Annotated in this window: 27 protein-coding genes, 20 tRNA genes, 2 rRNA genes and 4 riboswitches (1 of these 53 only partly in view); of the genes, 4 read left to right on the plus strand and 45 right to left on the minus strand. The window is 37.3% G+C overall.

Annotated elements, in window-relative coordinates; all coding sequences use genetic code 11:
• Window positions 1-81: 81 nt before the first annotated feature.
• Window positions 82-1,383, plus strand: coding sequence for an NCS2 family permease (locus tag LMD38_RS22200; protein ID WP_000482726.1), 1,302 nt, complete (start codon window positions 82-84; stop codon window positions 1,381-1,383).
• A 97-nt stretch (window positions 1,384-1,480) separates the two neighbouring features.
• Here the strand turns inward: LMD38_RS22200 and LMD38_RS22205 are convergent, their stop codons facing one another.
• The 3 genes from LMD38_RS22205 to LMD38_RS22215 form a co-directional block, all read right to left on the minus strand.
• On the minus strand, window positions 1,481-1,684 hold the full coding sequence (locus tag LMD38_RS22205) for a hypothetical protein (protein ID WP_049113661.1): 204 nt from the start codon (window positions 1,682-1,684) through the stop codon (window positions 1,481-1,483).
• Window positions 1,685-1,812: 128 nt separating this feature from the next.
• Window positions 1,813-2,667: a patatin-like phospholipase family protein gene (locus LMD38_RS22210; protein WP_000892679.1), complete on the minus strand. Its 855-nt coding sequence runs from the start codon at window positions 2,665-2,667 to the stop codon at window positions 1,813-1,815.
• 128 nt (window positions 2,668-2,795) lie between these two features.
• The gene (locus LMD38_RS22215) at window positions 2,796-3,257 is read right to left on the minus strand and encodes a MarR family transcriptional regulator (protein WP_016716503.1); all 462 of its coding nucleotides are present in this window, start codon (window positions 3,255-3,257) and stop codon (window positions 2,796-2,798) included.
• A 139-nt stretch (window positions 3,258-3,396) separates the two neighbouring features.
• Here LMD38_RS22215 and LMD38_RS22220 point away from each other — a divergent pair, with 139 nt between their 5' ends.
• Window positions 3,397-4,578, plus strand: coding sequence for an MFS transporter (locus tag LMD38_RS22220; protein WP_061183498.1), 1,182 nt, complete (start codon window positions 3,397-3,399; stop codon window positions 4,576-4,578).
• A gap of 24 nt (window positions 4,579-4,602) precedes the next feature.
• Here the strand turns inward: LMD38_RS22220 and kdpDN are convergent, their stop codons facing one another.
• From kdpDN to tenA, 18 genes are all read right to left on the minus strand, one after another.
• Window positions 4,603-5,757 carry a KdpD-like non-kinase potassium sensor gene (kdpDN, locus tag LMD38_RS22225; RefSeq protein ID WP_073529809.1) on the minus strand — a complete coding sequence of 385 codons (1,155 nt, stop codon included), beginning with the start codon at window positions 5,755-5,757 and terminating at the stop codon, window positions 4,603-4,605.
• A gap of 56 nt (window positions 5,758-5,813) precedes the next feature.
• Window positions 5,814-6,395, minus strand: a complete 582-nt coding sequence (gene kdpC, locus LMD38_RS22230) for a K(+)-transporting ATPase subunit C (protein ID WP_016716500.1) — start codon at window positions 6,393-6,395, stop codon at window positions 5,814-5,816.
• A 16-nt stretch (window positions 6,396-6,411) separates the two neighbouring features.
• Window positions 6,412-8,502: a potassium-transporting ATPase subunit KdpB gene (gene kdpB, locus LMD38_RS22235; protein WP_228920382.1), complete on the minus strand. Its 2,091-nt coding sequence runs from the start codon at window positions 8,500-8,502 to the stop codon at window positions 6,412-6,414.
• A 13-nt stretch (window positions 8,503-8,515) separates the two neighbouring features.
• The gene (kdpA, locus tag LMD38_RS22240) at window positions 8,516-10,183 is read right to left on the minus strand and encodes a potassium-transporting ATPase subunit KdpA (RefSeq protein ID WP_016716498.1); all 1,668 of its coding nucleotides are present in this window, start codon (window positions 10,181-10,183) and stop codon (window positions 8,516-8,518) included.
• Window positions 10,184-10,202: 19 nt separating this feature from the next.
• Window positions 10,203-10,283, minus strand: a complete 81-nt coding sequence (gene kdpF, locus LMD38_RS22245; protein ID WP_000972376.1) for a K(+)-transporting ATPase subunit F — start codon at window positions 10,281-10,283, stop codon at window positions 10,203-10,205.
• Window positions 10,280-10,384 carry a SipW-dependent-type signal peptide-containing protein gene (locus LMD38_RS22250; protein WP_000887889.1) on the minus strand — a complete coding sequence of 35 codons (105 nt, stop codon included), beginning with the start codon at window positions 10,382-10,384 and terminating at the stop codon, window positions 10,280-10,282. The genes kdpF and LMD38_RS22250 overlap by 4 nt, the downstream gene beginning before the upstream one ends.
• Before the next feature lie 98 nt (window positions 10,385-10,482).
• Window positions 10,483-10,628, minus strand: a riboswitch (cyclic di-AMP (ydaO/yuaA leader).
• 261 nt (window positions 10,629-10,889) lie between these two features.
• On the minus strand, window positions 10,890-11,120 hold the full coding sequence (locus tag LMD38_RS22255; RefSeq protein WP_000866315.1) for a hypothetical protein: 231 nt from the start codon (window positions 11,118-11,120) through the stop codon (window positions 10,890-10,892).
• Between the two features lie 16 nt (window positions 11,121-11,136).
• Window positions 11,137-11,523, minus strand: a complete 387-nt coding sequence (locus tag LMD38_RS22260) for a hypothetical protein (RefSeq protein ID WP_061183500.1) — start codon at window positions 11,521-11,523, stop codon at window positions 11,137-11,139.
• A gap of 93 nt (window positions 11,524-11,616) precedes the next feature.
• Window positions 11,617-11,764: riboswitch (cyclic di-AMP (ydaO/yuaA leader) on the minus strand.
• 85 nt (window positions 11,765-11,849) lie between these two features.
• Window positions 11,850-12,671 (minus strand): bifunctional hydroxymethylpyrimidine kinase/phosphomethylpyrimidine kinase, encoded by an 822-nt coding sequence (gene thiD / locus LMD38_RS22265; RefSeq protein WP_016716497.1) that lies wholly within the window; start codon window positions 12,669-12,671, stop codon window positions 11,850-11,852.
• A gap of 6 nt (window positions 12,672-12,677) precedes the next feature.
• On the minus strand, window positions 12,678-13,697 hold the full coding sequence (gene thiF / locus LMD38_RS22270; RefSeq protein WP_062821522.1) for a thiazole biosynthesis adenylyltransferase ThiF: 1,020 nt from the start codon (window positions 13,695-13,697) through the stop codon (window positions 12,678-12,680).
• Entirely contained in the window at window positions 13,690-14,460 is a 771-nt protein-coding gene (gene thiG / locus LMD38_RS22275) for a thiazole synthase (protein WP_062821521.1), read from the minus strand. Before thiG ends, thiF begins: the two co-directional genes overlap by 8 nt.
• Window positions 14,461-14,462: 2 nt before the next feature.
• Window positions 14,463-14,666: a sulfur carrier protein ThiS gene (gene thiS, locus LMD38_RS22280; protein ID WP_001049505.1), complete on the minus strand. Its 204-nt coding sequence runs from the start codon at window positions 14,664-14,666 to the stop codon at window positions 14,463-14,465.
• A 15-nt stretch (window positions 14,667-14,681) separates the two neighbouring features.
• The gene (thiO, locus tag LMD38_RS22285; protein ID WP_016716494.1) at window positions 14,682-15,791 is read right to left on the minus strand and encodes a glycine oxidase ThiO; all 1,110 of its coding nucleotides are present in this window, start codon (window positions 15,789-15,791) and stop codon (window positions 14,682-14,684) included.
• On the minus strand, window positions 15,784-16,404 hold the full coding sequence (gene tenI, locus LMD38_RS22290; protein ID WP_000787179.1) for a thiazole tautomerase TenI: 621 nt from the start codon (window positions 16,402-16,404) through the stop codon (window positions 15,784-15,786). The genes thiO and tenI overlap by 8 nt, the downstream gene beginning before the upstream one ends.
• Before the next feature lie 10 nt (window positions 16,405-16,414).
• A complete protein-coding gene (locus LMD38_RS22295) occupies window positions 16,415-17,416 on the minus strand; it encodes an ABC transporter substrate-binding protein (RefSeq protein WP_016716492.1) in 1,002 nt (333 codons plus the stop codon).
• Complete coding sequence (locus LMD38_RS22300; RefSeq protein WP_011040017.1) at window positions 17,413-18,165, minus strand: ABC transporter permease; 753 nt, start codon at window positions 18,163-18,165, stop codon at window positions 17,413-17,415. The genes LMD38_RS22295 and LMD38_RS22300 overlap by 4 nt, the downstream gene beginning before the upstream one ends.
• Window positions 18,165-18,914 (minus strand): ABC transporter ATP-binding protein, encoded by a 750-nt coding sequence (locus LMD38_RS22305; protein WP_001256806.1) that lies wholly within the window; start codon window positions 18,912-18,914, stop codon window positions 18,165-18,167. The genes LMD38_RS22300 and LMD38_RS22305 overlap by 1 nt, the downstream gene beginning before the upstream one ends.
• Window positions 18,883-19,578: a thiaminase II gene (tenA, locus tag LMD38_RS22310; RefSeq protein ID WP_000666831.1), complete on the minus strand. Its 696-nt coding sequence runs from the start codon at window positions 19,576-19,578 to the stop codon at window positions 18,883-18,885. The genes LMD38_RS22305 and tenA overlap by 32 nt, the downstream gene beginning before the upstream one ends.
• Window positions 19,579-19,660: 82 nt before the next feature.
• A riboswitch (TPP riboswitch) is annotated at window positions 19,661-19,763 on the minus strand.
• Window positions 19,764-19,823: 60 nt separating this feature from the next.
• A riboswitch (TPP riboswitch) is annotated at window positions 19,824-19,936 on the minus strand.
• A gap of 269 nt (window positions 19,937-20,205) precedes the next feature.
• Between tenA and LMD38_RS22315 the strand changes: the two genes are divergently transcribed.
• A complete protein-coding gene (locus tag LMD38_RS22315; RefSeq protein ID WP_001056060.1) occupies window positions 20,206-21,360 on the plus strand; it encodes an SH3 domain-containing protein in 1,155 nt (384 codons plus the stop codon).
• Window positions 21,361-21,365: 5 nt separating this feature from the next.
• Window positions 21,366-21,698 carry a hypothetical protein gene (locus tag LMD38_RS22320; RefSeq protein ID WP_061183502.1) on the plus strand — a complete coding sequence of 111 codons (333 nt, stop codon included), beginning with the start codon at window positions 21,366-21,368 and terminating at the stop codon, window positions 21,696-21,698.
• Between the two features lie 224 nt (window positions 21,699-21,922).
• Here LMD38_RS22320 and LMD38_RS22325 read toward each other — a convergent pair whose 3' ends face one another.
• The 24 genes from LMD38_RS22325 to LMD38_RS22440 form a co-directional block, all read right to left on the minus strand.
• The gene (locus tag LMD38_RS22325; protein ID WP_000648924.1) at window positions 21,923-23,074 is read right to left on the minus strand and encodes a DUF3965 domain-containing protein; all 1,152 of its coding nucleotides are present in this window, start codon (window positions 23,072-23,074) and stop codon (window positions 21,923-21,925) included.
• Window positions 23,075-23,368: 294 nt separating this feature from the next.
• A complete protein-coding gene (locus LMD38_RS22330; protein ID WP_016716489.1) occupies window positions 23,369-23,788 on the minus strand; it encodes a CBS domain-containing protein in 420 nt (139 codons plus the stop codon).
• A 131-nt stretch (window positions 23,789-23,919) separates the two neighbouring features.
• Window positions 23,920-23,991: transfer RNA gene (locus LMD38_RS22335), tRNA-Glu, on the minus strand.
• 1 nt (window position 23,992) lies between these two features.
• Window positions 23,993-24,067, minus strand: a tRNA-Asn gene (locus LMD38_RS22340).
• Between the two features lie 8 nt (window positions 24,068-24,075).
• A tRNA-Ile gene (locus tag LMD38_RS22345) sits at window positions 24,076-24,152 on the minus strand.
• A 10-nt stretch (window positions 24,153-24,162) separates the two neighbouring features.
• Window positions 24,163-24,233: transfer RNA gene (locus tag LMD38_RS22350), tRNA-Trp, on the minus strand.
• A 6-nt stretch (window positions 24,234-24,239) separates the two neighbouring features.
• A tRNA-Thr gene (locus LMD38_RS22355) sits at window positions 24,240-24,312 on the minus strand.
• Window positions 24,313-24,321: 9 nt separating this feature from the next.
• A tRNA-Phe gene (locus LMD38_RS22360) sits at window positions 24,322-24,397 on the minus strand.
• Between the two features lie 9 nt (window positions 24,398-24,406).
• A tRNA-Asp gene (locus LMD38_RS22365) sits at window positions 24,407-24,482 on the minus strand.
• Between the two features lie 3 nt (window positions 24,483-24,485).
• A tRNA-Met gene (locus LMD38_RS22370) sits at window positions 24,486-24,562 on the minus strand.
• Between the two features lie 27 nt (window positions 24,563-24,589).
• Window positions 24,590-24,682, minus strand: a tRNA-Ser gene (locus LMD38_RS22375).
• Between the two features lie 51 nt (window positions 24,683-24,733).
• Window positions 24,734-24,826, minus strand: a tRNA-Ser gene (locus tag LMD38_RS22380).
• A gap of 20 nt (window positions 24,827-24,846) precedes the next feature.
• Window positions 24,847-24,919 (minus strand) — tRNA-Ala (locus LMD38_RS22385).
• Between the two features lie 15 nt (window positions 24,920-24,934).
• Window positions 24,935-25,008: transfer RNA gene (locus LMD38_RS22390), tRNA-Pro, on the minus strand.
• A 10-nt stretch (window positions 25,009-25,018) separates the two neighbouring features.
• Window positions 25,019-25,092: transfer RNA gene (locus LMD38_RS22395), tRNA-Arg, on the minus strand.
• A 3-nt stretch (window positions 25,093-25,095) separates the two neighbouring features.
• A tRNA-Leu gene (locus LMD38_RS22400) sits at window positions 25,096-25,184 on the minus strand.
• Between the two features lie 16 nt (window positions 25,185-25,200).
• Window positions 25,201-25,275, minus strand: a tRNA-Gly gene (locus LMD38_RS22405).
• 29 nt (window positions 25,276-25,304) lie between these two features.
• Window positions 25,305-25,385, minus strand: a tRNA-Leu gene (locus LMD38_RS22410).
• 14 nt (window positions 25,386-25,399) lie between these two features.
• Window positions 25,400-25,475 (minus strand) — tRNA-Lys (locus LMD38_RS22415).
• A gap of 4 nt (window positions 25,476-25,479) precedes the next feature.
• Window positions 25,480-25,554, minus strand: a tRNA-Gln gene (locus tag LMD38_RS22420).
• Window positions 25,555-25,565: 11 nt separating this feature from the next.
• Window positions 25,566-25,649 (minus strand) — tRNA-Tyr (locus LMD38_RS22425).
• An 8-nt stretch (window positions 25,650-25,657) separates the two neighbouring features.
• Window positions 25,658-25,733: transfer RNA gene (locus LMD38_RS22430), tRNA-Val, on the minus strand.
• Window positions 25,734-25,738: 5 nt separating this feature from the next.
• Window positions 25,739-25,854: ribosomal RNA gene (gene rrf / locus LMD38_RS22435) — 5S ribosomal RNA — on the minus strand.
• A gap of 102 nt (window positions 25,855-25,956) precedes the next feature.
• A 23S ribosomal RNA gene (locus LMD38_RS22440) occupies window positions 25,957-26,026 on the minus strand; it runs 2,852 nt beyond the window's last position.

Here is a 26,026-nt window from a genome sequence, read left to right on the forward strand (position 1 = left end):
AAAACTATTGCAAAATAGATAAAAAACGAATATTATATATAACTGTTGTGAAAATTATTCGTAAACAGAAAGGATGTTTATATGTTTAACCTTTCAAAACATAAAACTTCTATTAAAACTGAAATTATGGCAGGTATTATTACCTTCTTAACAATGGCATATATCATTGTCGTAAACCCAGTTATCCTTGGGGATGCAGGTGTTCCATTTGAACAAGCATTTACAGCAACAATTATCGCTGCTGTTGTCGGAACATTATTTATGGCGATCTTTACAAACTTACCAATCGCAATTGCACCAGGTATGGGATTAAATGCTTACTTCTCTTACTCTGTTGTAAAAGCTCATGAAGGCATGACTTTCGCAATTGCATTCTCTGCTGTATTCGTAGCAGGTATGATTTTAATTTTGTTATCATTCACATCTTTCCGTACAAAATTAATGGAAGCAATTCCTGAAAACTTAAAACATGCAATTACTGCTGGTATCGGCCTTTTCATCGCCTTTATCGGTTTACGTTTAACAGGTATCGTTACAAAAAATGAAGCAAATTTAGTTGGACTTGGTGATCTTCACTCTGCTCCAGTACTACTCGCATTAGCTGGACTTGGAATTACAATTGTCCTTATGTCTTTAAATGTAAATGGCGCACTATTTATCGGTATGCTATTAACTGGTATTATCGCTTTCTTCACGGGACAATTATCATTCTCAAACGGTGTTACATCAATGCCTGGATTACCAGAAGGCATTATCGTTTCAAATCCAATTACTGCTGTATCTGATGTAATTAACTACGGATTATACGGCGTTGTATTCTCATTCTTCCTTGTTACATTATTCGATACAACAGGTACATTACTTGGCGTTGCTCAACAAGGTGGATTTATGAAAGATGGAAAGCTTCCAAAAGCTGGACGAGCTCTTCTATCTGACTCATTCTCAGCAACAATCGGTTCTATGTTCGGAACAACACCATCAACAGCTTACATTGAATCATCTGCTGGTGTTGCAGCTGGTGGTCGTACTGGTTTAACAACTGTTACAGTAGCTGTTTTATTCGCACTAGCAGCATTCTTCGGACCATTAGTAAGTGCCGTTTCTGGTGTATCCGCTATTACTGCACCATCATTAATTATCGTTGGTAGTCTTATGATGGGCTCAGTTCGCCACATCGATTGGGACGCATTTGATGAAGCATTCCCAGCATTCTTAGTAATCTTAAGCATGCCACTTACATCAAGTATCGCAACAGGTATCGCACTTGGATTTATTTCATACCCACTTATGAAAGTGGCAAAAGGTAAGTTCCGTGCTGTTCACCCGCTTGTGTATGTATTTGGAATCTTGTTCGCTTATCAATTGATTTTCTTACCACATTAAAAAAGTAGAGCATCGAAATTCGATGCTCTACTTTTCTTTTATAACAATCATTCAAACTATAACAGTCCCTCCAAAATATGAAGGAGCTTATAACCATTTAATACTTTTCTTCTACCTGTAATTCTTTACTGCACTTTTGAATGAAAACTGATGAAATAATCATTACTATGCCCACACTAAAACCAATAAGTTGATCTAATAACATTTCATCATGAATAAACCAGCGAAGTAAAAATACACCACCAAAAATAAGCATCATGATAAATCCAGTATGTCTAAGCCCTTTATATACATTTTTCATATGTATCACCTCTCCACATACCTTTATCCATATTATACCATAATATAAAAAACGTGTATAACCAACATTCGGTATCGAAACCAATAATAAAAAAGACTGCAGAGAATCCCATCTCCACAGCCTAATCATTATTTTTGCAAAAACGCCTGCAAATCAGCAAACTGTCTCTTTGCATCTTCATAGCCTTGCTCGTATAAATTTTGTAATTTTGCTGTATCTTTTTCCATACGATCTACTTGAAGCGGTACTTCTGGACGAATAACAAATAAATTACCTGCTTGTTCTTCTTTTTCAATGTAGTGAAGTGTTTCATTATACACTTCATAACGATTTAGCATCGTGTTAACAAGATTCGGATATTTTTTATAAGCTTTCGCAGCAATCCACCCAAATCTTGATTTTTTCTTTGCGTAACCGTGATTTCTTGTTAAAATTACGACTGATTTTTTAAATCCATCTTCCTGTGCTTTACGAACTGGAATTGGATCTGAAATCCCGCCATCTAATAATTGTTTACCTCGGTAATTTACTACTGGTGCAATGAAAGGTAATGAACTAGAAGCTTGTAATAAATTTAGTGCATCATCATTCGTTCCTTCTTTTTCAAAATAAACAGACTGTCCTGTTTCACAATCCGTCGTTCCTACAAGAAAACGCTCGGGGCTATTAAAGTATGTTTCAAAATCGAACGGCACATGCTTTTCTGGAATTTCATGAAAAATAAAATCCATATCAAATAGCTGACGTTTTCTCCATAAGTTTTTATACGATAAATATTTCGGATGTGATGCATAATCAATATTTACTGTTTTATTTCTATTTCTTTGTCTGGAAAGATACGACGCTGCATGACAAGCACCAGCTGATACACCGATTACATATGGAAAATATAAATCTTGTTCCATAAAGTATTCTAATATCCCACCCGTATATACACCACGCATACCGCCGCCTTCTAATACTAACCCTGTATTTTCAAGCATGTTACTCTCTCCTCTATATATATTGACCCTTTAATTATTCACTATGTTAAGTATCTGTTTCTATTATATATGAGTTCTTTCAGAAATTATATTTAAAAGACTTGAGAAAACGGAATTTTTTCTTCCAATTATATTTCCAAATGATCGGAAACATCCTTGACGAACCTTTGAATAAAATCTTGTTCTTCTTTCGTATATCTATCTAAAAGTAACAGCCACTTTTCTTCAGCTTGTTTATGCAATTTATCATGAGCTTTATATATTTCATTTCCGCTTTCCGTTAAGCGGAAGAAAATTTCTTTTTGATTGTCTAACATTTGCATCTTCTCAACGAATTTCTTTTGGAACAACTTTGTACAAACTTTAGAGATTGCGCCCTTCGTCATTCCCATTTCTATCGTAATTGCCGTTACATTCATCAGACCATTTTTCCCGATACACTCGATTACATGTAACTCAGATAAAGACATAGCACTTACACCTGTCTCACGAAGAAACTTCTCATTTTGTCCTTTCAAATGTTCTTCTCTTTTATGCAAAAGTGTACGAATGTCCGAAAGTATTTCCATTTGTTTCGTTGTATAATCCAATCTATTCGCCCCCTAAGTTTCCAAAGAAACGATTTAACTATATACCATTTTAAAATTATTTTTTCATATTTACAAGTTAGAAAAACATGTTAAAATAAATTTAGTTTCCAAGGAAACCAAAAAGAAGGAGGTTAACACAATGAAAAAATCCAAACTACATTTCATTTTATATGTTGTCTGTATTAGTGCCTTACTCGGTTCCTTCGCTCAAAATATTTACACACCTATCTTGCCCATGATTCAAGGTTCTTTTCATACTTCTCCTTATCTTGTAAATGTCACAGTTTCACTTTTCACATTCATTCTTGCAATTATGCAGCTCGTATATGGACCTTTCATTGATACAAAAGGAAGAAAACCTGTCCTTATCCCTAGTTTAGTCATTAGTACAATTGGTTCAATCGGATGTGCTTTTTCGGCAAACATTTATTTATTTCTCTTTTTTAGAGCTGTTCAAGCTATAGGAATAGCGGCTATACCTGTAGTTTCAGCAACGATTATCGGCGATTTATTTGAAGGAAAAGAACGAGGAGAAGCAATGAGCCTATACCAAATGTTACTTGCCCTCGCACCTGCGATTGGTCCTCTCATTGGTGGTTATCTCGGCAGTATAAATGGCCACTTATCCGTATTTCTCTTTTTATCTATACTTGGCATTCTCTTATTAATGATAAACATTTCACTACTTCCAGAAACAAAACCAACTGTAAGTAAGCAACCACAATCAAAAAAGAATTACTGGTTTATCTTAAAAAATAAAACTGGATTTTCTATTACTCTTATTGGCTTTATTCAATTTTGTATTTACTTTTGCTTCCTCGTTTTTTTACCGAGCATTTTAACAAATTTATTTCACCTAACTGCAAGTGAAATTGGTCTTATGTTTGTACCGATGTCCCTTTCTATTATGTTAGGAAGTTCTTGCTACAAATTTTTGCAAAAACAATTCACAACAAAGCAAGCTTTATTCACCACTAGTTTCTTCAATATTATATGTGTCACTTTATTCTCTTTCACATATAGCATTAATATCCCATTTATCATTATCGTTACATCATTGTACGGTTTTAGTATGGGACTTTCTATGCCAACTCACACTACTTTATTAACGGAAGAATTCGTACAAGAACGCGCAACTGCTATCGGTATGTACAACTTCATCCGCTATCTTGGTATGGGCACAGGGCCACTTATAGGTGGATTTCTTTTATTTAATCAAAATTACTTTTGGATTTTCTTCATAGGTGCAATTACATTTCTACTTATCATTTTATATGCAATGAAAATGATACATTTTCATGCTTTACAAAAAGCAAAATAGAGCCCCCGAAAGGTCGGCTCTATTTTAAACTCGTTGATCCGCAACAATATGAATATCAATATGCTTCGTCTGTCTCATAATTTCATTCACAATCGAACCTTTTCGAATTTCTTCCCATCGCGTTCTCGCTGATTGCCCAAGTAAAATTTGCGTTACTTGTAATCTTTTTGCAACTTCAATAATAACATCCGCTGGCTTTCTTCCTTTCGCTTCTTCTAATACAAAACTTGCGTCAAATTGATTCGTGAGCGCCTTCCACTCTTCAATTGTCTGCTTTTTTCCAACTGAAAGAGAATCTATATTTTCTCTTTCAACATTTAATACATACAATTCAGCGTTTAACCGATCAGCCATGCGCCAGCCCCGTCGTATTAATTTCTCTGCTGTTGAACTGTACTGTACACAAACGAGAATTTTTTCTTTCACGCCAATTGGTTCTATCACTGTTTGACTAATTTTCTCGTCCATATCGTCAGCGACTTCACGAAGCGATAATTCTCTTAGTGCTCCTAAATTATTAAGCGTAAAGAAATTTTGTAAGCTTTGCTGAATTTTTTCTTCTTTATATATCTTTCCGTCTATTAACCTCTTCCGAAGTACTTCCGGCGTTGCATCGACAAGCTGAATTTCATTTGCTTTTTGTAAAATAAAATCTGGAATTCGTTCTCTTACTTTTACATTCGTAATTTGAGCTACAATATCATGAACACTTTCTAAATGTTGAATATTAAACGCTGACAATACGGATATACCAGCCTCTAACAATTCTTGTACATCCATATAACGCTTCTTATTTTTAGAACTGGGAATATTACTATGTGCAAGTTCATCCACAACAACGACTTGCGGTGCACGCTTTATAATTCCTTCCACATCAAGTTCATAAAACACTTTCCCTTTATACTCTATTTCTTTTAAAGGAACCTTTTCTAAATCAGCAATTGCGTCTTCCGTCTCTTTTCTCCCATGCGTTTCAATTAAACCAATTACAATATCCATACCGTCCTTTTTCATCTCTCTAGCATCCAGTAGCATTTTATAACTTTTCCCTACGCCTGGAGCTGCTCCTACATATAGCTTTAACTGTCCCCGATTTTGCTGACGAATATATTCTAAATATTCCTCTGGTGTTCGCCTTTGAAACGTCGGTTTATAGTCATCCGCATACAAAACACTCACAACCTTTCTTTTGAAACAACGCTACCTCAATCCGTTAGATTGAGGTAGCACTGTTACTATTTCATTAGTTTCTGTAATTCTAAATTTAACTTTAAAACGTTTACGCGGGTCTCTCCAAATAAGCCAAGTGCCGCGCCTTCTGTTTGATCCTTAATCAATTGATTTAACGTTTCTTTCGAAATATTCGTTATTTTAGAGATGCGCTCTACCTGCACGGAAGCTGCCTTCGGACTAATGTCAGGATCAAGCCCTGAACCTGAATTTGTCACTAAATCGATTGGCACTTCTGTAACTGGTACGGTGGGATTTTGTTTCTTCCACTCTTCAATACTTTTCTCTACTCGTTTCTCTAAATCTGGATTAGACGGTGCATAGTTATTTGAACCAGATGCCTCTGCTTTATATTCAATACTAGAAACACGCCCATGAAAATAACGTGGATCTGTGAAATTTTGACCGATTAATTTCGAACCAATCACTTCATTTTTATCATTATATATTAGACTTCCATCCGCATTATCCTTCATGACTGCTTGTGCAATACCAGTAATAATAAGTGGATATACAAGTCCGCACAACACTAAAAATGTAAAAGTAATACGGATGATTGGTGATAGTATACTTTGTTTCTTCGCCATCTTTTTCCCCTCTTCCTTATATGAACAAGCCGACAATTATATCAATTACTTTAATTCCAATGAACGGTACAATCACTCCGCCCAGCCCATAAATAAGTAGGTTTCGGCCAAGTAGTGCATTCGAACTCATCGGTTTATATGCGATACCTTTCATCGCCAATGGAATGAGTAATGGAATAATAACTGCATTAAATATTAATGCTGATAAAATCGCTGACAGTGGTGATGTTAGTTTCATAATGTTCAATGCTTCCATTTGCGGAATCGCAAGTGTAAACATCGCTGGAATGATTGCAAAATATTTTGCGATATCATTTGCAATACTAAACGTCGTTAACGCACCGCGTGTCATTAACAATTGCTTACCGATTCCTACTACCTCAATAATCTTCGTTGGATTCGAATCTAAATCAATCATATTCGCTGCTTCTTTCGCAGCTGTTGTACCACTATTCATCGCTAATCCAACGTCAGCCTGCGCTAATGCCGGCGCATCATTTGTACCATCACCTGTCATCGCTACGAGTTTCCCTTTATCTTGCTCCGCTTTAATAACTGCAATTTTATCCTCTGGTTTGCACTCAGCAACAAACTCATCTACTCCTGCTTCTTTTGCAATGGTTGCTGCTGTTAATGGGTTATCCCCTGTACACATAACCGTTTTAATCCCCATTTGACACAACTGTTCAAAACGTTCACGCATACCAGGTTTTACTGTATCTTTTAAATAGATTAAACCGTAAATACGATTATCTACTGCAACTACAAGTGGTGTTCCGCCCTCTTTTGAAATGAAATCTGCTTTTTGATTTACATCTTTCGGAATTGTTCCACCTTGTGACTGAACCCATTCAATCACGCTACCGACAGCACCTTTTCTCACTTTCGTTCCATCCTGTAAATCAACACCACTCATTCTCGTTTCTGCTTTAAATGGAACAAACTCACCTTGTTCTGCAAGTTCTCTATTATATGATATAGATTTCGCTTGCACATACTCGATAACTGATCGACCTTCTGGTGTTTCATCTAAAACTGAGCTAATCGCAGCCCACTTTCCAACTTGCTCAATCGTTTCATTTCCTACAGGTAATAATGTATGAGCCATTCTGTTCCCGAAAGTAATCGTACCCGTTTTATCTAAAATAATTGTATTAATATCGCCAGCAGCTTCTACTGCTTTACCCGACATCGCTAACACATTAAACTTTGTCACGCGGTCCATCCCGGCAATACCAATCGCTGATAATAATCCACCAATTGTCGTTGGAATTAAACAAACTAACAATGCTACAAGTACAGCTGTATCAATTTGAAACCCTAAATAATTTGTGAAAATCGGCAGCGTCACAACAACGATTAAGAAAATAAGCGTTAAACTCGTTAATACTGTATTTAAAGCAATTTCATTCGGCGTTTTTTGACGCGCAGCTCCTTCTACTAACGAAATCATTTTATCAATAAATGATTCACCAGGATTACTCGTAATGACAATCGTAATCTCATCGCTTACAACCATCGTACCGCCTGTCAGGGAACAAAAATCACCGCCTGCTTCTTTTATTACAGGAGCTGATTCCCCTGTAATCGCAGATTCATCAACAGATGCTAACCCTTTTATTACTTCTCCATCACTTGGAATCATTTCTCCTTGTTTTACAATAACAACGTCACCTTTTCTTAGATCAGTTGCTGAAACTTGGACGATGTCTCCATTTTCTTTTACAACATTTGCAAACACATCTTTCTTCGATTGTTTTAAAGAATCAGCTTGCGCTTTCCCCCGTCCTTCCGCTAATGCTTCTGCAAAGTTAGCAAATAAAACTGTAAATAATAGAATGAGGGAAACTGTTATATTAAACCATCCTGGTACACTACTAGAACGACTTGGAAGAAACGATAAAATGAACGTAATGATAAATCCAATCTCCACAACGAACATAATCGGATTTTTTATCATAACTTTCGGATTCAATTTCGCAAAGGATTGTTTCATCGCATGTTTCACGATATCACGATCCATCGTTTTCGCTTGTCTAACCTCATCTTCTACTGCATGTATGTGTGACTCATTTACTCTTTTTTCTTTTACTACTACCGGTCTCATCATTTACCCTCCATTACTTCAATGTAAGAAATTCTGCAATTGGGCCGAGTACTAACATCGGGAAGAATGTTAATGCACCGACAATTACAATTGTTCCGATGAAAATGCCGCCAAATAAACTATTATCCGTACGGAACGTTCCGACTGTTTCTGGCACAACCGTCTTCTCTTTCAATGAAGCTGCAACAGCTAGCATCGTAATTAAACTAAAATAGCGTCCTAAAAACATAACTAAACCAGTTGTAATATTCCAAAACGGTGTATTATCTGCTAACCCTTCAAATCCAGATCCGTTATTCGCAGCTGATGACGTATACTCATAAACAACTTGTGTTAAACCGTGGAAGCCCGAGTTAGAAATCGCTTCTGTTCCTAAATGTGTAGAAAGAGCCAATGCCGAAAATCCTAAAATAAGCAGTGGATGAAATAGTATCGTTACCGCAATTAATTTCATTTCCTTCCCTTCAATTTTCTTACCTAAAAACTCCGGTGTCCGTCCAACCATCAATCCAGATATAAAAACTGCAATAATCGCATACATAATAATGTTCACAAAGCCTGCTCCAACGCCGCCGTATACTGTGTTTAACATCATATTTACGAGTGGTACTAACCCGCCAATTGGTGTTAACGTATCATGCATCGTATTCACCGCTCCGGTTTCAGCAGCTGTCGTTACTGTTGCGTATAGTGAAGAAAATACTGTTCCGAACCTTACTTCTTTTCCTTCTGAACTTCCTTGTACATGTTCGATACCCATTCCATTTAAAGCTGGATTTCCATGTAATTCAGATGTCGTAATCGTTATAAACCCTAGTAAAAAGACCATGAATAGTGAAACGAAAAGGATGCGACCTTGCTTTTTATTGCCCACCATTCGTCCATACGTAAATGGAAGTGCTGTTGGCAATAACATCATAAGCATCATTTGCAAAATATTACTCATTTGTCCTGGATTTTCGAAAGGATGTGTAGAGTTTGCTCCGAAAAATCCACCGCCGTTATTTCCAAGTTCCTTAATAGAAACGAATGATGCAACTGGCCCGCGTAATATGCTTTGCTTTGCCCCATCAATTGTTTGTGCTGTAACGGCACCGTCTAACGTTTGTGGTACGCCAAGTGCAACAAAGACTAGTGCCGCCATAAATGCGATAGGAAGAAATACTCTCGTTAATGCTCTCGTAAAATCAACGAAAAAGTTACCGAGTTCTTTTCCAGCAAGCCCTCTTATAAATGCCATAACGAGCGCTAAAGTCGTTGCCGGTGCTGCAAACATTAAGAATGTAATTCCGATTAATTGTGATAAATAAGATAAACCATTTTCACCGCTATAATGCTGTAAGTTCGTATCAGCCATAAAACTAATTGCTGTATTAAAAGCGAGCGTAGGCTCCATTCCTTCAATGTGTGCTGGATTTAATGGCAATACTCCTTGTAGTCTGAAAATGAAATATACGACAACAATCATAAATCCATTTAATAAAACTAATGATAATGCGTACTGTTTCCACGTTTGATTATATTCTTTTACACCCGTAATTTTAAAAATAAGTTTTTCAAAAGGCCCGAATACTTTATCCAGCTTTTTACTCCCTTGAAAGGCTTTCTCTAAATAAATTCCCGTTGGCTTTGCCACAAGAATAAACAATAGCATTGTAATAACGACTGCAACCCAGATCATAATGAATGACTCCCCCTAATTAAAACTTTTCCGGATTTAATAATGCATACACTAAGTACACCGTAATTGCTGCAACAATAATTGATAAGGCAATCATCATGATTGCTTCCCTTCTTTCACAACTTTATCTGACCAACTTGCAAGACTTGCCATCGATGCGACTAACACAACAAAAATTCCGATCATTACAACATCTAACATAGCTACCCTCTCACCTTTCTGTAAAAATTTACCATTAAAATATTAAAAAAGAACACTGAGCTCTACTCAGTGTTCAAAAAATGAACAACAAAAAGTAAACCTCCTCTCTAAACGCTTACGAGGTTAGCTGTCGGATTCGGGCCTAAAGAGTAGCCCTACTTTCAAAACTGAAAGATTCACCCCAAGTGACAATGCACAAAATTGGTTCCCCCGCTCCATTTCTGGAACTCAGCGATTTTAGGTTTTTTTGGAAATTTTATGAATGATTTATGAGAGTAAATATACTCCTCTATTTTTCACTTGTAAAGAGCTAAATTACTGAAAATAAGAAAATATCCATCTATTTAAACGCTTACATTGAGTGTTATTAATATTTTTTCATCTGTTTTCTCGTCTTTTCTTTCTTTTTCACATAAATGATCTTTTAAATACGAAATAAAAAGAGCGAATGACATGAAGTGCATAGCTTGTTGCACTTAGCATTCGCTCTTTTTTCATTCACTATTTATTCTCCTCGTAAAAAAGCACGTAAATTTCTCCCGCGAATATAAACTTGTGACAATTCTGCATGTAGCTGCTCATATTCGATAACATCTGTTTTTAAATATAAAGCGTCTTTTGATGGCAATATGATATAGGGCCTTGGAAAAATAGGATCAAGTACGACCAATTCTTGAACTCGCTCTACCGATACCGCCCAACGATTCGCTATATCTCCTAGTAACAACACCTTCATCTTCTTCTCCCCCGCCCTATTCAAAAAATAAAAAAGAAATATTATCACAATTCGTAAACACGACAAATGTAGCTCCAATTGTTTCATAGAGCCTCGCTGGATACCGTTTATTCCTTGTAACAACAGTAATAGGCGCTTGAAAAGAAAAGCGAATGTGTTCTGTAAAGAAGCTAACGATTGGAAGCTCATCCCCTAGTAAAATCACCTTCTTAATACACTCATAAATACTAGTAAAATCCTGCTCCTTACTACAACTATACGTCCAATCAAATCCACAATTCCTCACTTCAGCCGCTATCTCTTCATTTGCTGTAAAAATAATTAACTCATGTTGAAAGGCTACTAAATCTATTAAACTATTTATCTTGCTTTCTTCTCCAACACAAATAAGTGTTAGTTCCATGTACCTCATCCTCCTTAGCATAAAAGAATTCAAACATAGATTGATATTCCCCTATACTAATCAGATCGATGAAGTGATGTATCCATCATGGCACCGTCCTCTCTCAAGACGCTTACGAAGTTAGCTGTCGGATTCGGACTTTGAGAGTAGCCCTACTTTCAAAATTGAAAGATTCACCCCTAGTGACACTGCACAAATTGGTTCCTCCGCTCCATATAATTGGACTCAGCGTATTACAAAAAATATATTCTGGCTGATATATTACTCCTGTATTTGGAAAAAGTAAACAGAAAAAAAGTCAGTTATACAACTGACTTTTTTTCTACTTATACATGTGATTTATTTAATTTATACGCAAAATGATTCGTCGGTCCATGACCACTTCCAATATGCAGCGGCTCTTCAATTGCTATACTAATAAATTGTTTTGCTTCTTGAACTGCCTCTTCAATTGAGTATCCTTTCGCAAGTCCTGCTGTAACCGCTGAAGCAAATGTACAACCGCTTCCATGCGTTTGCTTTGAAGGAATTCGTTCACTTCTAAATTCAATAAACTTTTCTCCATCAAAAAGTAAATCAATTACTTCATTACCTTGATATTCTGCATGTCCGCCCTTCATAAGTACATATTTCGCACCTAATTCATGCAGTACTTTTGCAGCCTCTTTACTATCTTCAACGTTATGGATTTCCAACCCAGTTAACACTTCTGCCTCAGGAACATTCGGCGTTACAACTGTTGCTACTGGTAATAAATATTCTTTTAATGCTTGTACTGCTTCTTGTTGTAATAATGATGCACCGCCTTTAGCAATCATAACAGGATCTAGTACAATATTATTCCAGCCAAATTTATTAATATGTTCTGCTACAATTTGAATAATTTCGCTGCTAAATAACATTCCTAATTTCACAGCATCTGGTGTTAAATCCGTACCAATTGAATTCAACTGTTCCGTAATACCTTCTAATGGAACTGGATATACCCCTTGAACGCCAAGCGTATTTTGAGCAGTAATTGCCGTAATAGCCGTCATCCCATACACACCAAGCTCTTGGAATGTTTTTAAATCTGCTTGAATGCCGGCACCGCCGCCACTATCAGATCCTGCAATTGTTAAAGCTTTATTTACTTTCATCCCACTCATCCTTTTCTATCCAAAATAGCGATGATAAATCGTCTTTGCTTCGCTTATATCTTTCGTTCCATGTACAAGTACACGACCATCTTTAAAAGCAACTAATCTCTTTTCTTCCACAGAAAATGATAATAAATATGGATTTACATTTAAATCATGCACACGATCATTCAGCAGCTCTTTATATCGTTCAAAATCTATTTCCTCTTTATGAGGTGGTCTAATTTGAACTGTATTTCTCCCGCATAACACTGCTGTTTTCAATGTATTATCTTTATTTAAATACGGATACAAGGCATTCTCTCCGCACGAAGGACAATTGTGCTTACGAAGCTTTTGCACATTCATACATGAATATTCATTCTTCCATACATCAAACGATACAAGTCCATCTCGAAGCGATTCGTAATCTTCTACTAACAGTTTAAGAGCTTCCGTTACTTGATGAGAAACGACGAGAGATACAGCAGGTGATATAATCCCCGCTGTATCACATGTCGCCCCGCCAAGCGGAATCGATTGTAATAAACAAGATAAACATGGCGTTTTACTAGGAAGAATTGTGTAAGAAAGGCCGTAACTCCCTACACATGCTCCGTAAATCCATGGAATAGAATATTTTTGCGCTATATCATTCACAATGAAACGCGTTTCGAAATTATCAGTTGCATCAATCATTACATTAACGTTTGTAACAAGCTCTTCTAATTCCTCAGCTGTTACATCTTGAACGAGCGCTTCTACTCTTACTTCACTATTAATCTCTTCTAGACGCTTCTTCGCTGCTACAGCTTTCGGAAGATTATTTTTCACATCACTCTCTGCATACAATTGCTGCCTTTGTAAATTACTCCAATCGACATAATCTCGATCAACAATCGTTACTGTACCAACACCAGCTCTTACAAACATTTCTGCATTTGCACTACCTAATGCACCTGCGCCGATAATAAGCACATGCTTTTCCCTTATCTTTTGCTGTCCTTCTTCTCCAATTGGAGAAAATAGTTCTTGGCGAGAATATCGATTATTCAACTACGCTCATTCCTTCTAAAGGACTACTTGCCGTTGCACAACGCTTACGTGCAATACGACCTGCTTCAAATCCTAAACGGCCTGCCTCAATACTTAATTTCATTGCTTGTGCCATTTTAATAGGATCTTTTGCTCCTGATACAGCTGTGTTTAATAACACGCCATCTGCTCCTAATTCCATCGCAAATGCCGCATCAGCCGGGCTACCGATACCAGCATCAACGATAACTGGTACTGTCGCTTGTTCAATAATGAAGCTCAAATTCAATGGATTTACAATACCAAGTCCTGATCCAATTGGAGATGCTCCTGGCATAATCGCATGCACGCCAAGTTCTTGTAATTTACGTGCTAATACAACATCATCAGATGTGTACGGAAGTACGATAAATCCTTCTTCTAGTAACATTTCAGATGCCTTTAACGTCTCTACCGGATCAGGTAATAACGTTCTATCATCACCAATAACTTCTAACTTTATCATGTCGCAAAGCCCTGAAGCTTTTGATAATTTTGCAATACGAACAGCTTCTTCAGCATTTTTTGCTCCGGCTGTATTCGGTAATAACGTATATTTTTTCACATCAAGTTTCTCTAATAAATTAGGCTGCTTTGCATCAAATATATCCATACGACGTACTGCGAACGTTAAAACTTCAGCCTCAGATACATCAATTGCCTTTTGCTGCACATCAAAATCAGGGAATTTTCCTGTTCCTAATAAAAGTCTAGAATGAAATGAAAATGGTCCAATGTTTAACATAATCAACCGCCTCCTACGAAAGTTACAATCTCAATTTGGTCTCCATCAAAAACAGATGTATCTGTATGATCATCTTTTTGTAAAATATCTTTATTACGCTCTACTACAACAATTCTGTTATCTAACTCTAAATGTGTAAGTAGCTCAGCTACTGTTTTCACACTCTCTGGCACTTCAATTTGATTACCATTAATTTTTAAATTCAAACTTCCATCCCCTTTCTAAACTGTTTTAGAAAGCAATGAATCTAGCAAGTGAGTCTCCTGCTTTCCCTCTATTAAATCAGCCATATATTGACCAGAAACAGGACTTAATAAAATGCCGTTTCGATAATGGCCTGTGCAAGCATATAAACCTTTTATTTCTTCATGCTCTCCCATATAAGGAGCTTCATGATTCGACTGTGGTCTTAATCCTGCCCATGCACTTTCCCATTCAGCTTCTTTTAAAGCAGGCAATATTGTATACGCGCGCTCTAATATAGAAGTAATACTTTCTGGTTGCACAGTTTTATTGAACGTACGAGGCTTCATCGTTGCTCCAATTACGTAACGTCCGCCGCGCTTTGGTGCAATGTAAAATCTTTCTTGGAAAATAGGCGCCTTTAAAAGTGGTTTTCTACTTCTTACCGCTACTACTTCTCCTTTAACCGGATATGTACCCCATTCGCGGTGAAAATAACCTAGTAACTTCGTGCTCCATGAGCCACCTGCAATAACAACTTTCTCGCAAGTGATCATACCTTCGCTTGTCACAATTCCAGTCACTTTATTATTTTCAATACGAATATCAAACACTTCTGTCTGTTCATATATATCAGCGCCCGAAAATGATGCGGAATGTGCGAATGCTTTCGTAAGCTCTGGTGCAATAACATGACCATCTTTTGGATAATATACAGCCCCTATAATTGACTCAGATAGATACGGCTCTTTCTCTCGCAAACGATCTCCCGCCAGAAAGTAAGAATCTTCACCGGTTTTCTGCTGCCAATCCATAATGTGAAGAATTCTTTCCTTCTCCTCTTCATTTTGAGCAATGCGATAAATGCCTTTCTCTTCATACCCAATATCGATGCCTGTTTTTTCACGTAAAACTTCTGCAAGTTGTGGAAATATAGCACGGCTTTCTCTAGCAAGTTCAAATAGCGGGTCATATTCATCCCATTCTGCCTGCACCCCAAGTAAACCAGCGGCTGCTTTCGAGGCTTCAGATGCAATCTGTTGCTTCTCTACAATCGCTACTTTATGTCCTCTTTCTGCTAGAAAATGTGCAACTGAACTACCAATTACACCACCGCCAATTATCGCTACATCATACTTCTTACACATGTTTTTCCGCCCACTTTCTTATTGATTCCTTATAAGACTTCGCTTTGCTATACGGGTTACTACTACTTATAATCCCAGACATAACAGCAATACCACTGACGCCGTTAGTAAGAACATCTCCAGTGTTTTCCGGAGTGATTCCTCCAATTGCTGTAATCGGTATGGATAAACACTTTGCAATGTCTGAAATTTCTTCAAGCCCTCTCGCTGGCACACCTTTTTTACAATCTGTCGGAAATACATGACCATAGACGAGTGAATCCGCGCCATTCTTAAATGCATCAATCGCCTCTTCTAAAGAATGTACAGAATAACCGACATGCAAATAAGAAAACTTTTCTTTCACTGACCTTACATCTGCGCTTCGATATCCTAGCTGCACGCGCGGAATGTTTAATAAAATAGCAATATCAATTCGATCATTTATCACTATTTTTGATGCTGGAAAGCCTTTCTTCAAAAGACTTTCCACACCTTCATACAATTCCTTCGTGCTTTTCTCACGCTCACGAATATGCAAATAATCAATTTCACTTTCAATTTGCATCGCTACATTCACTAACTCTTCGAATGACATGTGACCATTTGAGATTACATGAAGCTCATTTTTCATATTCATTCGCCTACTTTAAAATGTTTTCGAATAACTCATCTGCCGGAACGATTTCTTTCGTCATTCCTTTATCTTTCAACCATTTATTTTGTTTCTCCCATGACTCTTTTGAATCTGATAAAAATGGTTCATCCTTCGTTTCCATTTTCTCTAATAAAATTTTCATACTTTCTTTTTCAACTTCTGGTACAAGTGGGAAGTTTTCTTTTTCCTGATGATTTAATAAAATATTTAATGCTTCATCTGGATTTTTCTTCATGAAATCATAACCTTTTTTCGTACCACGTAAGAAAGCTTGCAACGCTTCTTTATCTTTTTTCAACGTTTTATCACCTGTTACAAATACGAGCTCATGATAATTCGGTACACCGTAATCTGCTGGATTAAAGTATGCTGGTTCATGACCTTCATGACGCATAACAGGTACTTCATGGTTAATGTATGCCCCTGTTACCGCATCCACTTTTTTTGTAATTAATGCTGGTACTAAATCAAAACCAACATCGACTACTTTCACTGTATCTGGATTACCACCAGCTTCTTTTACCATCGTTTTTAAATACATCTCACTTAAAGGTGTTCCAGAATATCCAACTGTTTTACCCTCTAAATCTTTTGGCGATTGAATGCCTACAGACTTCAGCGATACAACATGATTTAATGGTGAACGTACAACAGCCCCAATTGATTTCACTGGAATTTGTTCATTTGCTTTTGCCATGACAACATCTGGCTGATAATATAAGCCCACTGTTACTTTTCCTGCAGCTGCTAACGTTAATGGGTCAGTCGGATTAGAAGGGAATTTAATATTTACCTTTACTCCTTCTTCTTTAAAGTAACCTTTTTCAATTGCCGCATAAATAAAGCTATGTACCGCATTTGGGTACCAATCAAGCATGACCGTTATTTCTTTCTCTTTTTTACTTTTTTCTGATGCTGAATTACTCGAACATCCAGCAATCATTGCAACTAATAATGTAAACACAAAGATGCGCTTTAAAAATTTCATGAATGCTTCCTCCAACTAATGAATTTTTTTTCTACTAACGAAATAAGTATGACGAAGAGAATAGCTAATAATGATAACAATACAATGGGTGCAAATACACCTGCCCCGTCTAACTGCGTCATCATTCTCTTACTGAAATATCCTAGCCCCGCTTGTGCACCGAGCCATTCACCAATTGCCGCCCCAATTACACTAAGCGGTACTGCAATTTTTAAAGCTGAGAAAAAATAAGGAAGAGCAGACGGCAATTTTAATTTAAGAAAAACATCTTTTTTCGTTGCCCCATACGTAACTAAAAGCTCTTCCCATTCTTTTTTCGTACTGCGCAGTCCATCATACGTATTAACCGCAATTGGGAAAAACGTAATTAAAACCGTAACAACAACCTTACTCCAAATCGTATATCCAAACCATAAAACAAATAGCGGAGCAAGCGCTGTAATAGGAATCGTTTGCGAGGCAACTAATAATGGATAAAATGCTCTCTCCATCCATGTACTCGCATTCATTAACATCGCTAGCCCTACCCCAAGTACGATAGAAATAGCCACCCCTATTAAAACGACATATAATGTTGCTGGCAAATGAACTGTAAATAATATGTCTTTTAGTTTCCATATCTTCATTACAATCGCAGACGGTGACGGTAAAATGTACATTTCATCTACAATTCTTGCGCCTACTTCCCAAAGAGCAAGTAAAATACTAGAAAGTGTAAGAGCAGGTAATAGCTCCTTCAACCGGTTCATCATACGAGTACCTGCCTTTGCAACATACTAAGAAGCTCATCTTTCAGCGCTAATACTTCTGGTTTATATAAATCTTTTCTTGTCCGATTATGATCAAGCGGTACAATCCTCTCGGTTAAAGTAGTTATCGGTTGCTGCTCTACTACTAAAATTCGATTAGAAAGAAACAATGCTTCTTCCACATCATGAGTGATAAATAAAATTGTTTTTTCCCACTCTTTCCATTGTTCAAACAACCATTCTTGCAAAGAGGCCTTCGTTAAAGCATCCAACGCGCTAAACGGTTCATCTAACAGCAATATCTCCCCACCTGTTAATAAAGTTCGAATAAAGGATACACGTTGTCTCATACCACCAGATAAATCTTTCGGATATTTTGTCTCATACCCTTGTAAGCCAAATTTATGCAATAGTTCCTTCGCCTTTATTTGTGCTTCTTTCTTCTGTACACCTTGGCACTCTAACGGCAGGGCAGCATTCTCAATAATCGTTCTCCACGGCAAGAGCATATCTTTTTGGGGCATATATCCTACAGGATGGCTCTTTGTCTCTGTCAGCTCTATCTGTCCCGTACTTGCTTCTTCTAAACCTGTAATAAGGCGAAATAAAGTACTTTTCCCGCATCCACTCGGTCCGATAATGCTTACAAACTCTTTATCTTGTATAGAAGCATTTAATTCATTAATGATTGGCTTCTCATCATAATGAAAAGAAACATTATGAAACTGTAGTATGTTCTTGCTCCTCAAATCCCCACATCTCCTTACGGTAGGACATATCCCAGAATAAATATTCAAATCGACTGGAATATAGGAAAATCTCCTCTAATCGATCTAGCTCTTTTTCAGACTTTCCAACTGCCATTTCATTTAATAAATCGATTAACCAAACACAAAGGTTGCCATATTCTTCAGAGCTATAGCCTTGAATCCACTCACCAAAGAACTCATGATCTCTTGCTCCAGGAATATCATTTAAACGCTTTCCAATCTCCCAGTAGCTCCACATACATGGAAGAAGTGCTGCTATTAATTCCGCAAGTGTGCCATTTTGAGATACAGACATCATGTAATTTGTATAAGCTAAATTTTTAGCAGATGGCTTTGCAGACTCTATCTCCTCTATAGAAATTCCAAGTCTTTTTGCATACTGTTTATGAATGGTCATTTCTCCATTTAATATCCCATCAATTTGTTCAGCAAATTTCCCCATAACTTGTGGATTTGTTGCCTTTACAACACCGATCGCATATAACTTTGCATAATCTAACAAGTATAAATAATCTTGAATAATATAATACTGAAACTTATCTTTTTCTAACGTACCATCCCCCATACCTACAACAAATGGATGATTATGACTCATCTCCCAAACTGGTTGTACAGTTTCTAATAATCTATCGCAAAATTTCATTTCTCTATCCCCTTTCAATTTATATATCTAAATAAAAAACCACTTCTAAATAAGAAGTGGTTACAGCAAATAAAATTATAATTTATTCGTTGCTCCACTTCCCTTCGCTAGTATTACCTAGATCAGGTCTGTAAGGGTTAAGGATTATTCCTCTCTCAGCACAACAAGCACCCCTAGTGGTTTCAATATGAAATTTTCAAATAAAAAAGCCCCGTTTCTATACGCAAAGAAACGGGGACTCATTATTAGTGTCCGAATTGCTTCCCTACGCTAGCATAATCTAGATCAGGTAATAAAAAGGATCAAAGACTTAAGGCCTTACTCTCAGCTGGCAACACCAGCTCTCCTAGCAAACTATAAAATTATCACTGTCAGTATAACATCGTAATAAGACATCATCAACTGTTTTAATTTTCTCAATTGTCAACAAAATAACAAAACCATATAATACTTATATTCTATCTTAGAAATTATTATCCTAATGAATTGGATAAAAAGGAATCATTATCCTCAAAAAATTTATTTTTATATTGATTTCATATTACATTTATGTGAATACACCCACTATATTATATCTTTATACTATAATAAAATTACAACTATACAACTAGAGGAGGTCTCTATTATATGAATATGAAAGCTACTGCTTTAACAGCAACTACTGTCGCAATTGCTTCTTTACTTCCTTCTATGGGAGAAACAAATGTACAAACAGCCAACGCTGAACAATTATCTAATGTGAAAACTGGATATGTCAAAGTCGATCAAGTAGCCTTACATACAAAAGATAACGCAAATAGCTCATCAATTGATACAATTCGCTTTAATACGAAAGTGAATATACTTGAAACAACTAATGGCTGGTATAAAGTATCTGTTAATAATAAAGTAGGTTACGTACAAAAAGATTCTATTCTACTAAAAAACAAACTTCAATCTAATAATCAATATATCGTCAATGCCAATGCATTAAACGTTCGTTCTGAACCTAATTTAGAATCTTCAATTTTAGATGTATTACCAAATGGAAAATTCGTTACTATTCAAGAAGAACAAGGTGAATGGTATAAAATTTTACATAATGGCAAAACAGGTTACGTACAAAAGGCATTCGTATCTAATGGTTCACAGCCTTTAGTAAAAGGCATCACAGTTCAAAATAATACGAAATACACAGTTGCAACACCTAAACTTAATGTGCGTAGCAACGCTAGTACAAGTAGTGCACTACTTGGTTCATTACAAAATGGTACACAATTACAAGTAGTGGAAACTGTAGGAACTTGGTATAAAATTCGTTTTGGCACAGGATACGGATACGTGGCAAAGCATTATGTAGTGCAAAATCAATCACAAGCTCAAACGGCTCAACCTACTTCCATTCCAGCAGTTTTCAAATTCCCTACTCAAGGAAAAATTAGCTCAACCTTTGATATGCGCTGGGAACAAATGCATTATGGTATAGATATCGCAGCTCAGGGTAATGTCTCTATCCAGGCGGCGGCTGCAGGTAAAGTCGTGAAATCATATTATTCAGCTAGCTATGGCAATGTTGTGTTCATCGCCCATCAAATAAACGGGAAATTATATACAACAGTCTATGCTCACATGAAAGATCGCACTGTACAAGCTGGTGATCAAGTACAAGCTGGACAATTAGTAGGTCATATGGGCAACACAGGTCATTCATACGGGCAACATCTTCATTTTGAATTGCACAATGGAGAATGGAATTTTGAAAAAACAAATGCAGTAAACCCACTGCCATATTTAGTTAGGTAAATTGTATGCCACGCAATATACCTCTCTTAATTGAATACTTAGCCTTTTTAGGCTTAATCTGTTGCTTAGTAATTTATAATACAAATACTGTATTTCTATCTATTATCATTGCTTTTGTTGCTTTAGAAATTATGATGGAAGCTTTTCAAGTTCAACTAAAACAAAAAATTGCCCATATTTATAATGCCATCTTTCTATTAAGTGCTTTAATAACAAATATTATTAGTAATGGTTTTTATTTATCTACCGTATTCCCCGTATTTTTTATGGCTGTTTTATTATTCATAGCTAGATACATTCATGTCCCTAATAACAAAAAACACGAACAAGAAGCTTAGAAAGAGGAGACACTGTGTACCAATCTTTCAAAGATAATCCAATAAAATATATATTGAATTTATACAAAAAAACAAATACTTTTTTTGGTATACAAGGAAGCTATACGGCACAATTTCTCCTTTATGGAATGTTATTTCTCGTCTTAATTACATTCTCCTTGCTTTACTAATAACAAAAGGATCTCACAATTGAGATCCTTTTTAATTTATATAGAAAATGCTCTTTACCCGCAAGCATATTTTTCATAAATAAAGCTAAGGTTATATTTTTTCTCTAAGCTCATTCTTTGTTCATCATCACACCAATAGAACAAAATATCATGAATCGTTGCATAACGCTTATTTTTAAGAAACAGTTTAAAGAAAGATGGTAAACAGTCATGTAATTGTATAAATATATAATTGCGTAATATTTCTTCTTTATATTTAATGCCCTTACAAATATACAATAATTCTTCACAATAATATGCATGTTGTGGAACTTGGATCATTTCGAAAAATGGCACATATGATAATAACTTTCCAATAAAATGATCATATCGATCCATTATCCCTATCGTCATATGCTCCATCATATCTTTCATTACATATAAATAATCATCTACATGAGTAGTCTTGAGTGGGTCTAATCGATCTGAAATTTGAGAAAGTACAGCCCTTTGGCAAGCTAACACCGCTTGACTAGGTCCATAATATGATAGAAAGTCTGTACACTTACGATACTTTCGTAATAAATCATATGTATATAAGTCATAAACAAAAGTATTACAATACATCGCTAAACTCATCATATCACTATTTAATTGCTCTTTTGATAGTGACTTAGCTCTCTTACACATATAAAAAAATGTAAATTCTAATACTTCTTTATGGGATAATAAATGTTTACAGTCTGTTATACATTTCTCATTAAATTTAACTCTATCCCAAATTTCTACATCTCCATCAGTTAATTCACCAATACGATATTTAATTATTAAATAGTTTAAAGCAACCGCCTGCGTCAAAAGGTCCCACGTTTCATATTCCAATGAAGTATGAACAAACTCAGCTAGCCCTTGAGTTACCATAAAAGTATTCGCTTCTTCATACCAACCAATTTCTTGGCATAAGCGAAGAATACGTACTAAAGTTGGAATTTCGTCTTTATGAAATTGCGGTAAATTTTTTGCTTTATTCATTCCATATACGATAAATGCCGCTAAATTTTCTTCTTTATAAAATTCTTTTTCTTTCCACACTAATATAGTTCGTTCTTTCCCTTCACCTTTTGGATGACAAGGTACAAGCAAAGAAAATAATTCAGCGAAATTATTTGGCTCTATATATGTATCTGTAACCAAATTCCAATTTGGATCGCGCTGTACAGCCTTCATATAATTCCCCTTCCCTTTTATCTACATAGGAAATATTAATACATTATCACATCATTAACAATAAATATTGTTATATTCGAAATCAATCATAATACTTATATCTATCAGTATATCATTTTTTCTCTTATTTATAATTAGGAATGACAAATTTAAATAAACTGTCGAAATTACTAACTGTATACTTATTATATAATGGCTCAGATACATCATGCTAACATATTAGCTTAACCCTATATACTAGAATAATGTATCTGATTTTTATACGTAACGTATTACACTAATTAAAGTCTCACTTCATTCCGTATGCTCTGATATTTCACTTAAAGCAAATCCCGCTTGCTCATCTGCCGATTCTTTTATAGCTAAATCTCCTAGTGCTAACATCCCAACGAGTTGACCACTCTCAACTACTGGCAATCGTCTAATTTGATACTGCGCCATTAACTCTGTAGCCTTTTCAATAGGATCATCTGGAGAAACTGAAACAATGTTTGTTGTCATTACATTTGTAATTTTATTAGATCCAGGATGTTTTTCAGCAATCCCTCGAACAACTAAATCCCGGTCCGTAACAAGACCAACAACTTGTTCATTTTCAACAACCGGAATCAATCCAATCGATTCTTCTTTCATCTTTACAGCAGCTTCATATACATTGTCTAACGGTGTACACTGTACAATATGAGTGCTCATCAAGTCTCTCACTCGTGTCATTTGTATCTCCTCCTTTTTATACATACCATAGCTTTTCCTAAATCCCTTTATTTATTTCAGGAAAATCAGTTGATAAAGGAGAATGAACGCACAATAAAAAAGAGTCAGCATATTGCTGACTCTTTTTTTTATGACCCGTACGGGATTCGAACCCGTGTTACCGCCGTGAAAGGGCGGTGTCTTAACCACTTGACCAACGGGCCATGGCTCCGCAGGTAGGACTCGAACCTACGACCGATCGGTTAACAGCCGATAGCTCTACCACTGAGCTACTGCGGAATAATATATGGTGGGCCTAAATGGACTCGAACCATCGACCTCACGCTTATCAGGCGTGCGCTCTAACCAGCTGAGCTATAGGCCCATATACTTTACAGGGGCAGTAGGAATCGAACCCACACTGGAGGTTTTGGAGACCTCAGTTCTACCTTTAAACTATGCCCCTAAAGGATGCCGACTAGAGGACTTGAACCCCCAACCTACTGATTACAAGTCAGTTGCTCTACCAATTGAGCTAAGTCGGCATAAAAAAATGGTGGCTCGGGACGGAATCGAACCGCCGACACGAGGATTTTCAGTCCTCTGCTCTACCGACTGAGCTACCGAGCCAAACATAAATGGCGGTCCCGACCGGGGTCGAACCGGCGATCTCCTGCGTGACAGGCAGGCATGTTAACCACTACACCACGGGACCATTTGGTTGCGGGGACAGGATTTGAACCTGCGACCTTCGGGTTATGAGCCCGACGAGCTACCGTGCTGCTCCACCCCGCGATGATAAAATATTTACTTTAGAAAAAATGGAGGAGGTAGAGGGATTCGAACCCCCGCGCGACTCTCGCCGCCTGTCGGTTTTCAAGACCGATCCCTTCAGCCGAACTTGGGTATACCTCCATGAAGGAAAAAATATTTTATTATTTATGTCTAAACCATTTTAAAAGAAAATGGAGGAGGTAGAGGGATTCGAACCCCCGCGCGATTCTCACCGCCTGTCGGTTTTCAAGACCGATCCCTTCAGCCGAACTTGGGTATACCTCCGAGACATATAATAAATAAAGTGGAGCCTAGCGGGATCGAACCGCTGACCTCCTGCGTGCAAGGCAGGCGCTCTCCCAGCTGAGCTAAGGCCCCATGTTTTTGGGAATATCGGGAAGACAGGATTTGAACCTGCGACCCCCTGGTCCCAAACCAGGTGCTCTACCAAGCTGAGCCACTTCCCGTTATTAAAAGCGCGCCCGAGAGGAGTCGAACCCCTAACCTCTTGATCCGTAGTCAAACGCTCTATCCAATTGAGCTACGGGCGCATATGGTGCCGAGGGCGGGGGTCGAACCCGCACGGTGGTCACCCACCGCAGGATTTTAAGTCCTGTGCGTCTGCCTGTTCCGCCACCCCGGCATGTCATATTGAAAATTGGAGCGGAAGACGGGATTCGAACCCGCGACCCCAACCTTGGCAAGGTTGTATTCTACCACTGAACTACTTCCGCAAGACATGTATGATTTATTTTATTAAAAGTGCGGGTGAAGGGAGTCGAACCCCCACGCCAAAGGCGCTAGATCCTAAGTCTAGTGCGTCTGCCAATTCCGCCACACCCGCATATTTTGTTAAAATGGTGAGCCATGAAGGACTCGAACCTTCGACCCTCTGATTAAAAGTCAGATGCTCTACCAACTGAGCTAATGGCTCTTAATGGCTGGGCTAGCTGGATTCGAACCAGCGCATGACGGAGTCAAAGTCCGTTGCCTTACCGCTTGGCTATAGCCCATTAATTAAGAATGGTGGAGGGGGGCAGATTCGAACTGCCGAACCCGAAGGAGCGGATTTACAGTCCGCCGCGTTTAGCCACTTCGCTACCCCTCCGACATATATGGTGGAGGATGACGGGATCGAACCGCCGACCCCCTGCTTGTAAGGCAGGTGCTCTCCCAGCTGAGCTAATCCTCCATTTTGCCTGGCAACGTCCTACTCTCACAGGGACAAGGTCCCAACTACCATCGGCGCTAGAGAGCTTAACTTCCGTGTTCGGTATGGGAACGGGTGTGACCTCTCTGCCATCATTACCAGACTGTATTCATTTAAGACAAGAATCATTGTAACTCATTTAACTTTTAAAGTCAACAAGTTTTTTTATGTTCTCTCAAAACTAGATAACATTGCTTCATATTATATGGTTAAGTCCTCGATCTATTAGTATTCGTCAGCTCCACATGTCACCATGCTTCCACCTCGAACCTATC

Source organism: Bacillus pacificus, from assembly GCF_020861345.1.
GTDB classification, from domain to species: Bacteria; Bacillota; Bacilli; order Bacillales; family Bacillaceae_G; genus Bacillus_A; species Bacillus_A pacificus.